Below are 13,491 nucleotides of genomic sequence, written 5' to 3'. Positions count from 1 at the left end.
ATAATTTACTTATAAATGTATTTTTATTGGTAACTTGATTAAAATTTTGCTAGACTATGCGGTTAATTAACTGCAGGAGCTCGATTATGTCGCTTTCTATTCTGCAACAGGCATTGACTTTCGATGATGTATTGTTAGTTCCTGCCCATTCGCAGGTACTCCCCAAAGAAGTTATATTAAAAACGCAATTAACGCGGGACATTCAATTAAACATTCCTTTAATTTCTGCGGCCATGGATACGGTGACTGAGGCACGCCTTGCGATTGCAATGGCTCAAGAAGGTGGGATAGGGATTATTCATAAAAATATGAGTATCTTGGCCCAGGCAGAGGAAGTTCGCAAGGTTAAAAAATTTGAAAGTGGGATGGTTAAAGATCCTATTTATGTTGCGCCCGACTTAACCGTGAAAGAATTACTCAATGTGATGGCCAAGCATAGTTTCTCAGGTGTTCCTGTGGTTGATGGCAATGCATTAGTAGGTATTGTTACCAGTCGTGATATTCGCTTTGAAACTAATCTCTCTCTACCTGTTTCAGCAGTCATGACGCCTAAAGAGCGTTTAGTCACCGTCAAAGAAGGCGCCAGTCGTGAAGAAATTCGAAGTCTCCTTCATAAGCATCGCTTAGAAAAATTACTTGTGGTCAATGATGCATTTAATTTACGCGGCTTGATTACCGTCAAAGATATTCAAAAGGCGAAAGAAAATCCCTTTGCTTGTAAAGACGCCGCTGAGCAATTACGTGTTGGTGCGGCTGTAGGTGTTGGTGAAGGGACGGATGAGCGGGTGGCTGCTTTAGTAGATGCTGGTGTCGATGTCATTATTGTCGATACAGCACATGGCCATTCACAAGGTGTATTAAATAGAATTGCTTGGATTAAAAAGAATTTTCCTAAGGTGCAAGTAATTGGTGGTAATATCGCAACAGCCGCTGCCGCACGGGCTCTTATGGAAGTCGGGGCTGACGCGGTTAAGGTAGGGATTGGCCCAGGCTCTATTTGTACCACTCGAATTGTAACAGGCGTGGGCGTGCCCCAAATTACCGCTATTTCTAATGTCGCTGAAGGTTTAAAAGGTACAAATATTCCTATTATTGCTGATGGTGGTATTAGGTTTTCTGGGGATATGTGTAAGGCCTTAGCAGCCGGTGCCAATACCGTGATGCTTGGTAATCTTTTTGCAGGTACCGAAGAGTCACCTGGTGAACTTGAATTTTATCAAGGCCGAACGTATAAAAGTTATCGTGGTATGGGGTCAATTGGCGCAATGGCACAAGCACAAGGCTCAAGTGATCGCTATTTCCAAGATTTAACACAAGGTAGTGATAAATTAGTTCCTGAAGGTATTGAGGGACGTGTTGCTTATAAAGGGCCTGTACAGGGTATTATCCATCAAATGATTGGTGGGTTGCGTTCTTGTATGGGTTATACCGGATGTGTGTCTATCGACGCGTTGCATGAAAACGCAGAATTCGTGCGCGTCACGAATGCCGGTATGCGTGAATCTCACGTTCACGATGTGAATATTATTAAACAAGCCCCTAACTACCAGGTTGATGATTAGTAATGACGACAATTAAACGACAGCCTTTGCTGATTCTTGATTTTGGCTCTCAGTATACCCAATTAATTGCTAGACGAATTCGGGAGATGGGAGTCTATTGCGAAATTCATGCATTTAACATGACTGACGAGGCTTTCAACGCTTTATCGCCCTGTGGCATTATTTTGTCAGGCGGGCCAGCAACAGCCACAATGCATTCTACGCCTAGAGCGCCAGATTGGGTTTTTGCAGCGAATGTACCTGTGCTAGGTATATGCTATGGCATGCAAACAATGGCAGTCCAACTTAGCGGTGAAGTACAGTCTTCTTTAGTACGCGAATTTGGCTATGCTGAACTTCGCCTACATGGCCATTCTAAATTGCTCAATAATATTGAGGATAGAACGACGTCGGCTGGTGACGCATTACTCGATGTGTGGATGAGCCATGGCGACAAAGTCACCATGTTGCCGCCAGGTTTTAAAGTCATTTGTGAAACACGCAATGCACCAATAGCAGGTATGGCAAATGAGGAGCGCGGCTGGTACGGCGTGCAATTCCATCCAGAAGTTACCCATACTACGCAAGGTTTAAGAATTCTTGAGCGTTTTGTTATTGACATATGCGGAGCAAAAGCGGATTGGACGCCAAACAATATTATTGACCAAGCTATTTCTTCAATTAAAGAGCAAGTAGGGTCTGAGCATGTTCTATTAGGCTTATCAGGCGGTGTTGATTCGTCAGTGGTAGCTGCTTTATTACATAAAGCCATTGGAGATCAGTTAATCTGTGTATTTGTAAACACAGGGTTATTACGTTTAAATGAATCAGAGCAAGTTTTAACCATGTTTGGCCGTCATTTAGGTATTCGTATTATTGCTGTTGATGCCGAGGAAAGGTTTTTAAATGTCTTAGAAGGGATTAGCTGCCCTGAACAGAAACGAAAAATTATTGGCAAAACCTTTATTGATGTGTTTGATGATGAAGCGTTTAAAATTCCAGAAGTCAAATGGTTAGCTCAAGGTACTATTTATCCTGATGTGATAGAGTCTGCTGCAACGCACACCAAGGAGGCTGCGGTTGTCATTAAGTCGCATCATAATGTGGGCGGCTTGCCGGATACGTTAAATTTGAAGTTGCTAGAACCAATTCGTGAATTGTTTAAAGATGAAGTAAGAAAAATTGGTTTAGAATTAGGTTTACCTTATGACATGGTTTATCGTCATCCTTTTCCCGGCCCAGGTTTAGGCGTGCGTATTCTTGGCGAAATCAAAAAGGAATATGCTGATATTCTGCGCCGCGCCGACGCTATTTTTCTAGAAGAACTATACAATGAAGGGCTATATCATAAAGTTAGTCAAGCGTTTGCAGTCTTTTTACCTGTTAAAAGCGTTGGCGTGATGGGTGATGGCCGCCGTTATGATTTTGTGATTTGTTTGCGAGCAGTTGAAACGATTGATTTTATGACAGCTCATTGGTCACATCTGCCCTGGGAATTCTTAGGCCGAGTTTCTAATCGTATTATTAATGAGGTTCCAGGTGTTTCACGAGTGACTTACGATATTTCAGGTAAACCACCAGCGACCATTGAATGGGAATAAATGATCACTATTGGATGCAACAGGCCTATGAGCAAGCTCTTAAAGCATATCATTTAAATGAAGTACCCGTTGGTGCTGTGCTGGTTATCGATGAACAACTTGTGAGTGGTAGCTACAATCGGGTCATTACTGATAGTGACCCCAGTGCGCATGCAGAAATGGTTGCCTTACGAAAAGCAGCGCAAGCTCTAGGCAATTATCGTTTAACCCAAGCAACCTTGTATGTCACCTTAGAACCCTGTGCTATGTGTGCAGGTGCTATAGTGCATGCGCGAGTTGCAAGGTTAGTATTTGCAACGCGCGATTTTAAAGCTGGTGCAGCGGGCTCTGTTTATAATTTATTAAAGGGTTATCCTCTAAATCATCAAGTGCAAATTGACGAGGGTATCTTGGAAAAAGAATGTGCCCAATTATTGCACCAATTTTTTAAAATACGTCGTTAAAATTCGGTGCTAAGTTCTTTTATTAGCAGTTTTTGCAATAACTCTTTTTCACTTAAGCTAAGTAAGGCGTCCGTTTTTGTTGAGATATAAAAGGTATCCTCTGCCTTCTCACCAGCAGTTACAATTTTAGCATTATGCAGATGAAGATTAAGCTTAGTAAAAACACGACTAACATGGGCTAACAAGCCTGGCCTATCAGCAGCGACTAAAAATAAACGTGTATAAAGAAATTCATCATTAAAGCTAATTTCCGGTTTAATTTTGAAATGCGCTAATGTCCGTGAGAGCCGATGCTTGGCTATTCTAGGTAGATCTTTGGTATTACCTAAGCGTTTAGTTAATTCTTGCTCAATTAATTGCATTCTTTGTTGATCAAGAAATGCTTGATGTTGCTCGTTTAAAATAATGTAAGTATCTAAGTCAAATTGATTATCACAAGTTAAAATAATAGCTTCTTGAATCGTGGTGTGATGATTACTTAATACCGTCGTAGCAATAGTAAACCTATCATCTCGATGAGGCATATAAATAAATACCTCAATGCCACCGCGATTATAATGAGGCAAAATGAGTACTAACGGGTAGCTTTGGCAGGTTAATATGGCTTTAGTATGAACAGCAATGATGTCAGCTGATTCATGCAAAAAATACTTAGGCTTAAAGGATGACCAAAGTTGTTCAACCGCGGCTTGGGTAAATCCTTGTTGTTTTAATAGAGTTAATGCTTGCTGTTTTCTGGCATCAATGAGCTCATTCTCGTTTAAAAGTGTTTCTTGTTGTTGAAATGCTTCAGTAGCTGCTCGATGTAATTCTTTTAATAAGGAATCTTTCCAGGTATTCCATAAGCGTTGGTTGGTAGCACAAATATCAGCAACTGTTAACAAGTAAAGGTAGTCTAAATAACTCGGTTTAGGAAACATCATACAGAAATGCTGAATTGTTTTAGGATCATAAATATCCTGACGTTGTGCCGTGTGTGACATTAATAAATGATGTTTTACCAGCCAGACAAGTAAATTCGCATCGTCTTGACTTAATTGATGTTGAGAAGCAAATTCTTGTGCTTCATGGGCACCTAATTCAGAATGATCGCCACCTCGGCCTTTAGCAATATCATGAAACAACGCTGCTAAATATAAGATTTCACGTTTTTGTATCGTAGCCATTAGCTTAACGGCTAAAGGAAATTGATTAGCATAGTTTTTATCTAAAAAGCGGCATAAATTACGAATAACGAAGAGAGTATGCTGATCAACCGTATACACATGAAATAAATCATATTGCATTTGCCCGGTAACAGCAGCAAAGCAATCTAAATAATGGCTTAATACACCATATTTATTCATATAATTTAAAGCGTCAAATAGATTAATGCCTTCCTTAAAAATGGCTAAAAAACATTGCCTGGCTGCTGTTGAGTTACGGAAGTTAGTTCCTATTAAATAAAGATATTGTCTAATTAAACGTATCGTACTAGCACGCACGCCAACAATAGTGGGGCATTTAGCAATCCATAGGAATAATTCAAGTAAACAAGTAGGGGTGGTTGAAAACACTTTAGTATGCTTAACTTCAATAAATTGATTAGACAGTTGAAAGTAGGCATTTAATGGTTTTAATTGTTGTTTTTCTTTATGAATAATTGTTTCTGAAAACCATTGTAAAAGCATTTCATTAATTTCACGGCTACGCTTAATCGCTTGAAAATAAGCTTTCATAAATTGCTCAATTGCTAAGGAATGAGGCTTATCCTGATAGCCAAATAAAGCAGCCAGTTTAACCTGATAGTCAAAAAGTAAACGTTCTTCTGGTTTTCCTGCTAAGGCATGTAAAGCAAAGCGAACTCGCCAAAGGAAATGCTGGCAATTAATTAATTCTTCATATTCCTTATCAGTAATAAAATTAAAATTAATGCCATCTGCCAATTTTTTAATATTAAAATGACGCTTACTAATACTCAGTAAAATTTGAATATCTCGTAACCCGCCTGGCCCATATTTTACATTAGGCTCTAAATTAGACGCTGTTTCGCCATATTTTTGATAACGTTGATGTTGTTCTTGTTGTTTAGCAAAAAAGTATTGCTCGCTTGGCCACATGTGTAGCGTATGGGTTTGATAGTGTAATTCCTCCATTAATTTACTATGGCCGCATAATAAGCGCATGTCTAAAATACTAGAAATGACACTAACATCTTGGCTGGCTAAGTCAGCGCAAGCCTTAACTGTGGTGATTTGATGACTAATACCAAAACCATTATCCCAGCAATTTTGGATAAAAGCTTGTGCATGCAATAATTGTGCATCTGTTAGGGCATTGGTATGCAGTAATAGAATATCGATATCAGAGTGGAGTTGTAATTCTTGGCGTCCATAGCTGCCAAGGGCGATGAGACAGAAGCAATCATCTTGGTGGAGATAATTTTTTTGAAATAGAGTTAACAGTGATTGATCAATAAAATTAACTAATTTCTGAGCTATCGTAATGATATTTTTTTTAGCATTAAATTGCTGGACTAACTCTTCTTTAAATTGTTTTAAAGTAAGCTTAAAAGGATAATTATCGTTCTTCATCGCGTAATGTTAAAATTTCGACACCACTGGAAGTGACTAAAAGCGTGTGCTCCCACTGTGCCGATAAACTATGATCACGCGTTACCACTGTCCATTTATCTGGTAATAAACGCGTGTGATGCTTGCCTAAGTTTACCATAGGCTCAATGGTAAAAGTCATTCCTTCACGTAGCATTTCACCTGTACCCGGTGTGCCATAATGCAGAACTTGTGGGTCTTCGTGAAAGATAGCGCCTATGCCATGTCCACAGTAATCGCGTACGACCGAGCAGCGATTTTTTTCTGCATGTTGTTGAATAGCATGGCCTATATCACCAAGTTTTACACCTGGCTTGACTAACTCTATGCCAATAAAAAGGCATTCATGGGCAATTTTAACAACGTGACTACCTTTTACAGTTGGTTCGCCAACACAAAACATTTTGCTGGTATCACCGTGATAGCCATTTTTAAGCACCGTGACATCAATATTTAATATATCGCCATTTTTTAAAATTTTTTTGCCAGGGATGCCATGGCAAACAACGTGATTAATTGAGGTACATATGGATTTGGGAAAGCCATTATAATTGAGAGGCGCTGGTATTGCCTGTTGAGTGTTGACAATATAATCATGGCAAATGGCATCTAACTCATCTGTTGTTATCCCTTCCTTAACATAAGGCCCAATCATTGTTAAAACTTCGCCTGCTAAACGCCCAGCTACGCGCATTTTTTCAATTTCTTCTGGAGTTTTAATAGTGACTGCCATGATTTAAATCCACAAATAGAAATAATAGTTACTAAGTTCAAACACATTAAGCATCGTAAGGTCCAATTTTATATTACTTTAGCCTAAAGAGCAGTAAATTATATAAAATATAATCTTTAAATTTGTATCACACTTAGCGTGATTAAATCGATTATGCCATACTTAAGTATAGAGTATGGCATAACCGGTTACCTAACCGTAGCTATAGACTCTTAGTGGCAGTTGTGAGATTTGCCTTGCGCTTTTTCTTGCAACATTTGTTGAAATTGCTGTTGTTGTTGTGGATTAAGCACATTATAGATTTGATTTTTAGCAGTTGCTTTAACTCGCATCATGTTACCAAGAATAGTTGTTTTTTGGCTAATTAAAGAATCTAACTTTGCATTGTCCATTGAGCTTGTAGTAATGAGGCTATGCATCTGAGTGCGGATTGATCGCAATTGATCTTTATTAGATTGAAGGCTAGCTTTTGCTTTGTCCCTTATTGCCTTAATTTGATCTTTTTGAGCATCAGTTAATTGTAAGGGCTCCAGCATTTTCATAAGGCCTCTTTTACATCCGCATGTGCCTGAATTTGAATCGCTGGGAGCATAGGAAGAACTGGTAGACGTTGAAGACGGTGTAGTTGCAGTAGGTGGGGTAGTAGGTGTTGATGTACCTGTAGTTGATGTGTCTGTAGACGATGCGCCTGTGGCAGATGTACTGCTTGGAGCAGAAGTAGAAGAATCTGCTGCAAAGATAGGCTGTGTTGTCATAATAACCAGTGCTACAGCAGGTATTAATTGTTTAATGAACATGAAGCTCTCCTTAATTAATTGTTTTTAATCGTGATTAATTATATACCGGGATTATTAGTTCTGCACAAATCTACCTAAAAAAATTGCTATTAATTTGGCATTCCTGAAGTTAACGTTGCTGGTTTAGGTTAAATATGGTATAAATACCGCGCTTTTTAACGACACACACGTTTCGTCACATGAGGTAGGGTCCTTTATTTTAGGAATAGAGGTGTCTCATGGGAAACGTGGAGGCTTAACCCTGGAGAATATAATGACTGTAAGTATGCGTGAACTGCTCGAAGCAGGTGCTCATTTTGGGCATAGAACTCGATTTTGGAATCCAAAAATGTCGCCTTATATTTTTGGATCAAGAAATAAAATCCATATTATCAATTTAGAAAAAACGCTCCCTATGCTAAATGATGTGACCAATTACGTTGGTCGTCTAGCAGCGAATAAAGCTAAGATTTTGTTTGTTGGTACTAAAAGAGCAGCACAAGAAAGTATTCGTACTCATGCTACTCGTTGTGGCATGCCCTATATTGACCACCGCTGGTTAGGTGGTATGTTGACAAACTTCAAAACGGTCCGCCAATCTATTGTTCGCTTGAAAGAATTAAAAGAGATGCGTGACAGAGGTGCTTTTGCTGGCATGATCAAGAAAGAAGCACTAATGCTAACTCGTGAGCTTGAAAAATTAGAAAGAGGCTTAGGTGGTATTGAGAATATGAATGGCTTACCTGACGCCTTATTTGTAATTGATGTAGGATTTGAGCATATTGCTGTAGAAGAAGCACGTCGATTAAAAATTCCAGTCATTGGTATTGTTGATACGAATAATAACCCAGATAACATTGATTATGTTATTCCTGGAAATGATGATTCTATGCGCGCTGTGGATATTTATATTCGCTGTGTTGCTGATGCGATTCTAGATGCCAAAAATGGTAATACTGTTGGCGGAGCCAATGTAGATACTGAATTCGTTGAAGTAAATGAACAAGAAGCTGAAAAAACCAACGAAGAATAGTTTATATAATTTTAGTTTCGCGTTTGAGCTAGTTTAATTGTAGATAAAGTAATAATTTAAGTATTGCTTCTTTATAGCTTAAGACGCGAAATATCAAATAAAGGGAAATACGTCGTAAGGGCGTATTCCCTTTTTGTTATGTGGAGGATTAAATGTCAGTTAGTGCATCGCTAGTAATGAAGTTAAGAGAACGTACTGGAGCTCCAATGATGGAGTGCAAAAAATTCTTGCTTATGACCAATGGCGACATTGAGCAAGCTATTTCTGAAATGCGCAAGGCAGGTCAAACTAAAGCTGATAAGAAGGCTGATAGAATAGCAGCAGAAGGTGTAATTTCTATTGCTCTTTCTTCTGATAGTCGTGTGGCAGTCATGGTTGAAATCAATACTGAAACTGATTTTGTTGCTAGGGAAGAAAATTTCATTAAATTTGCAGATAGAGTTCCTGCTACGGCGTTAAACAACGAAGCTATTAAAGATGTTGCTAGCTTATCTGATGCTATTTTAATCGATACAGATAATACTGTTGAGCATGAGAGACAACAGTTGGTTGCTAAGATTGGTGAAAATATCAAGATTCGTCGCTTAGAGAAAATGGCTTGCGAAGATGGTGTTATTGGCACTTACTTACACGGTAAGCGTATCGGTGTAATTGTTGCTGTTAGAAATGGCGAAGAAGCACTTGCTAAAGACATCGCCATGCATATCGCCGCAAGCCGGCCTATGGTTGTTAATCGGGATCAAGTCTCAGCTGATGTCATTGAAAATGAGCGTGAAATTTTCACTGCACAAGCACGCGAAAGCGGTAAGCCACAAGAAATCATTGACAAAATGATTGAGGGTCGTATTAACAAATTTGTCGACGAAGTAAGCTTGTTAGGTCAGCCGTTTGTAAAGAATCCTGACATTAAAGTAGGCCAATTATTAAAAGAGAAAAATGCTGAAGTGATTTCCTTTATTCGTTTTGAAGTCGGTGAAGGAATTGCCAAAAAAGAAGATAATTTTGTTGAAGAAGTTATGGCACAGGTTCGTGATTAATGAGTAATGAGAATCAGCTAAAATACAAACGTATTTTATTAAAGTATAGCGGCGAAGCGTTGATGGGAAATTCGCAGTTTGGCATCGATCCAATGGTTTTGGATCGTATTGCTAACGAGGTTGCTGAATTAATATCAATAGGTGTCGAAGTTGGCGTAGTTGTTGGCGGTGGTAATTTATTTCGAGGTAAAGCGTTATCTGAGGCAGGCTTAGGACGTGTGACTGGTGATCATATGGGTATGTTAGCCACACTAATGAATGCGCTTGCTATGCGAGATTCAATGGAGCGAATTGATTTACCTGCTCGGATAATGTCAGCTATACCTATGCTTGGTGTTGTTGATCCTTATCATCGCCGCAAAGCGATAACCCATTTGCGAGACAAACATGTGGTTATTTTTGCTGCAGGAACTGGCAATCCGTTTTTCACAACAGATACAGCAGCCTGTTTGCGTGCCATTGAGGTGGGTGCAGATGTTGTGTTAAAGGCGACCAAAGTTGATGGTATTTATTCAGACGATCCTGTTAAGAATGATAAAGCTAAGCGCTATGAATTTTTAACGTATAAACAGATACTAAGTGATGGCTTAAAAGTAATGGATTCAACTGCAATTTGTTTGTGTGAAGAACATAATATGCCATTGCAAGTGTTTAATATGAGCGCGCCCCATGCACTGCGAAAAATTGTGCTTGGCGAACACATAGGTACTATTGTTGGAGCAAATCATGATTAATGACATTAAGCAGGACGCTGAGAAGCGGATGAAAAAAACGGTTGAAACTTTAAAACATGATCTAACAAAAATCAGAACAGGGCGAGCCAATGCCAGTTTATTAGATCATATTCAAGTTGATTACTATGGCAATCCGATGCCATTAAATCAAGTTGCCAATATCACAGCGAGTGATGCCCGTACTCTTTTAATTACTCCTTGGGAAAAACCCATGGTGGCTGCTATTGAAAAAGCAATTTTAAACTCTGATTTAGGTTTAAACCCTGCTTCAGCAGGCACTGCAATCCGTGTCCCAATGCCTCCTTTAACAGAAGAGCGACGTAAAGAGTTAATTCGTGTTGTCCGTGCTGAAGGCGAGCAAGGTAAAGTCGCTATTCGTAATATTCGTCGTGATGCAAATACTCATCTTAAAGAGCTGGTTAAAGAAAAATCAATCTCTGAAGATGATGAGCGCAGAGCTAATGAAGTTGTTCAGAAATTAACAGACAAATACATAGGCGAAGTGGATTCAGTTTTAAGCGATAAAGAAAAGGATTTAATGGAAATTTAAAGGTTGATTGGGTTACACGAAGTGCAGCCCAACTTACCTTACTGTGATATTCTGCGGTGGCGTAAGGATGGATACCGCGGTCAAGCCACGGTATTTCAAACTTAAGGCAGTAAAAACCAATTTAAGTAAAAAAGAAAAACCGGAAATCACGGCAGTAAAATGAGTTTAAGTAAAAAAGAAAAACCCGAATTACCGCGGCTTGACCGCGGTATCCATTGATGTGGTAGGGATCAGGTAGCTTGTGTGAAACGAAGCAAGTAGCCTGGGTGAAACGCAGTGCAACCCAGGTTTAGGTTCTTTGGACCTGCACCCAGGCCATGCTTGCTTAAATGCAGGACAGCAATAAAAACTAGAAAAATGTGCCATAACGTAAGTTAGCCATACAGCCCCATTTTTTATCCCATATTAATTGTTTCACTTCTTTTGTGTTCTTAAAATAATGGATTAAATGATTAAAATTATCTTTAAACGTTGCAATAAAAATAATATTGACGCAGCGCTTAACAGGAATTGTAATAATATTATTACCGAACTGTTGCTGTAACATAGAAAAAATAGCTTGATGTTCATAAGCATTGGCTATATTGATGGCTAGTATTCCTTGATTAGAAATTAAGCGCGCACAATGAATAAAAAATTCTTTATTGTTACAGGAAGAGGGAAAGCTATTAGCGTCTGATATATCAATAAGAAGGTGTTTAAAATTTTGTTGGCAATGCTTAATGAAATGATGCGCCTCATCATGAACGATAACGAGGTTTTTTAACTTATCGACCATAAAATAATGTGTTGCTACATCAATAACTTCTGCATTCATTTCTACTGCCGTTAGTGTGCCTGAGTGAAGTCTAGGAGCTAGTGTATGCGCGACACTTGCGCCACCTAAACCCAGCATGCACGTGTCTCCAGGAAGCTGTCGAGCAGCGAAAGTTAGTGCTTTGACATAATTAAGCGCAGGCCTATGAGGTGCATGTTTGTTTAGTAAACTTTGAAAAGCATTGCTATTAAATTTTAGCCAGCGAAAAAAATAATTATCAAAGACTCGCATATTATCCGAGCGATAAATACACCGTCCAGCTAAACTTTTCCAGAGCATAATACCGAATTCTCTTGTTGAAATGGATAAATTGATCCTAAGTTAAGTAGCTCGGTTAACTCATCTAAGGCGGTGTAAATTTCATTAACTAACTTAAAGTCTGCTAAATCTTTACTTTGTAGCTCTGTCCGATAGTGTCGATAAATCCAAGATTCTAATTGAGTAAATAATGTATCAGTTAGCAAAACACCTTGATGCATCGCTTGTAATTCATAAGTGGTCAGTGGGACACGTAATCGCAGGCAAGCAGGCCCGCCACCATTGCGCATGCTTTGTTTTAAATCAAGGAAATAAACTTGATTAATAGGGTTATTTTTATCAGTAATAAGTTCTGCGATAAATTGTCGTACTTGCGAATTAATTTCACATTCTGAAGGCGCAATAAGCATCATAGAATCATCAGGCAAGGTAATAAGCTGTGAATTAAATAAATAAGTGGACACTGCATCGGTTACACTAAGCTGATTTTCTTTGACCTCAATTACCTGTAGAAAATTAGTTTTTAATTCTAATTCATCTAAAACAGCCTGTTGATTTAAAAAAGCACTTTCATGAATCAATAACACATGCTCATTAGCGACTGCAATGACATCATTGTGAAAAACCCCTTGATCAACTACGGTAGGATTCTGGCGTGCAAATACAATGTGCTTAGGATTTAATAAATGAGCGCGTGCGATTGCTTCTGAGGCTTCTAGCGTTTGTCTTGCTGGATAGCGGCGTGGTTGATACGTGATATCATCTGGCTGCATGGCTTTTTTGCTATAAACAAACAGGCTAGTGCCTGGGCTGCTGTGTGTTTTGCATAAACGGCTGTGATTGGCAGCGCCTTCATCACTGGTAACTAAACTCTTAGGCAAGGCAGCATGATGGTGAAAATAGCGCTCATCAGCAAAAATTTTCTGGAGAAGTTTTTCTGAGAAAGGCGCTTCTTGATGTCGGTGTAAATTACTAATTAAGTTAGCTGCTGTGAAATGAACATGATTATCAGCGCAATCGAGACTTGCAGATACTGTTGCTGCATTAGCTGACCACATACTAGAAGCTGAATAACAAGCAGCAAGTAACTCCGGGGCAATTTTTGCGGCAGTATTAATTTGCTGCTCTGGTGAACCATCAAAACCTAATTGGGTTAATAAATTAAAATTGGGTCGTTGGTGAGGTGGCAGTATCGCTTGTTTAATGCCCATATTATGCAGCATTTGCATTTTTTGTAATCCCTGCAAAGCCGCAGCTTGCGGATTAGCTATGCTTAAAGCATTCGTAGTTGAGGCGATATTCCCCGCTGATAGTCCAGCGTAATTATGGTTTGGGCCAACTAATCCATCAATATTTAACTCATATACCGTCATCGTT

At 39.1% G+C, this 13,491-nt stretch carries 12 protein-coding genes; 7 read left to right on the top strand and 5 right to left on the bottom strand.

Annotated elements, in window-relative coordinates:
- Positions 1-86 precede the first annotated feature (86 nt).
- The 3 genes from guaB to tadA are packed head-to-tail and all read left to right on the top strand — an operon-like array spanning position 87 to position 3,585.
- Positions 87-1,562, top strand: a complete 1,476-nt coding sequence (gene guaB, locus DYE47_RS09035) for an IMP dehydrogenase (protein WP_115302957.1) — start codon at positions 87-89, stop codon at positions 1,560-1,562.
- 2 nt (positions 1,563-1,564) lie between these two features.
- Complete coding sequence (gene guaA / locus DYE47_RS09030) at positions 1,565-3,142, top strand: glutamine-hydrolyzing GMP synthase (protein ID WP_115302956.1); 1,578 nt, start codon at positions 1,565-1,567, stop codon at positions 3,140-3,142.
- Positions 3,139-3,585 (top strand): tRNA adenosine(34) deaminase TadA, encoded by a 447-nt coding sequence (tadA, locus tag DYE47_RS09025; RefSeq protein WP_115304054.1) that lies wholly within the window; start codon positions 3,139-3,141, stop codon positions 3,583-3,585. The genes guaA and tadA overlap by 4 nt, the downstream gene beginning before the upstream one ends.
- Here the strand turns inward: tadA and glnD are convergent.
- The 3 genes from glnD to DYE47_RS09010 form a co-directional block, all read right to left on the bottom strand.
- Positions 3,582-6,158: a [protein-PII] uridylyltransferase gene (gene glnD / locus DYE47_RS09020; protein WP_115302955.1), complete on the bottom strand. Its 2,577-nt coding sequence runs from the start codon at positions 6,156-6,158 to the stop codon at positions 3,582-3,584. The genes tadA and glnD overlap by 4 nt on opposite strands.
- On the bottom strand, positions 6,145-6,909 hold the full coding sequence (gene map, locus DYE47_RS09015) for a type I methionyl aminopeptidase (RefSeq protein ID WP_115302954.1): 765 nt from the start codon (positions 6,907-6,909) through the stop codon (positions 6,145-6,147). The genes glnD and map overlap by 14 nt, the downstream gene beginning before the upstream one ends.
- Positions 6,910-7,121: 212 nt before the next feature.
- Positions 7,122-7,706, bottom strand: a complete 585-nt coding sequence (locus DYE47_RS09010; protein WP_115302953.1) for a Spy/CpxP family protein refolding chaperone — start codon at positions 7,704-7,706, stop codon at positions 7,122-7,124.
- A gap of 250 nt (positions 7,707-7,956) precedes the next feature.
- On the opposite strand from DYE47_RS09010, the gene rpsB reads away from it, so the two are divergent.
- From rpsB to frr, 4 genes are all read left to right on the top strand, one after another.
- The gene (gene rpsB / locus DYE47_RS09005; protein ID WP_115304053.1) at positions 7,957-8,718 is read left to right on the top strand and encodes a 30S ribosomal protein S2; all 762 of its coding nucleotides are present in this window, start codon (positions 7,957-7,959) and stop codon (positions 8,716-8,718) included.
- 152 nt (positions 8,719-8,870) lie between these two features.
- On the top strand, positions 8,871-9,755 hold the full coding sequence (gene tsf / locus DYE47_RS09000) for a translation elongation factor Ts (RefSeq protein WP_115302952.1): 885 nt from the start codon (positions 8,871-8,873) through the stop codon (positions 9,753-9,755).
- Complete coding sequence (gene pyrH / locus DYE47_RS08995) at positions 9,755-10,489, top strand: UMP kinase (RefSeq protein WP_115302951.1); 735 nt, start codon at positions 9,755-9,757, stop codon at positions 10,487-10,489. The genes tsf and pyrH overlap by 1 nt, the downstream gene beginning before the upstream one ends.
- Positions 10,482-11,039, top strand: coding sequence for a ribosome recycling factor (gene frr, locus DYE47_RS08990; protein ID WP_115302950.1), 558 nt, complete (start codon positions 10,482-10,484; stop codon positions 11,037-11,039). The genes pyrH and frr overlap by 8 nt, the downstream gene beginning before the upstream one ends.
- Before the next feature lie 349 nt (positions 11,040-11,388).
- Here the strand turns inward: frr and DYE47_RS08985 are convergent, their stop codons facing one another.
- Complete coding sequence (locus tag DYE47_RS08985; protein ID WP_115302949.1) at positions 11,389-12,135, bottom strand: spermidine synthase; 747 nt, start codon at positions 12,133-12,135, stop codon at positions 11,389-11,391.
- Positions 12,117-13,487: an N-succinylarginine dihydrolase gene (gene astB, locus DYE47_RS08980; RefSeq protein WP_115302948.1), complete on the bottom strand. Its 1,371-nt coding sequence runs from the start codon at positions 13,485-13,487 to the stop codon at positions 12,117-12,119. The genes DYE47_RS08985 and astB overlap by 19 nt, the downstream gene beginning before the upstream one ends.
- Positions 13,488-13,491 lie beyond the last annotated feature (4 nt).

The organism is Legionella beliardensis (assembly GCF_900452395.1).
In the GTDB taxonomy this organism is placed as follows: Bacteria; Pseudomonadota; Gammaproteobacteria; order Legionellales; family Legionellaceae; genus Legionella_C; species Legionella_C beliardensis.
Note: the sequence above shows the minus strand (reverse complement) of the source record. Positions and strands in the feature narration are given on the sequence as shown.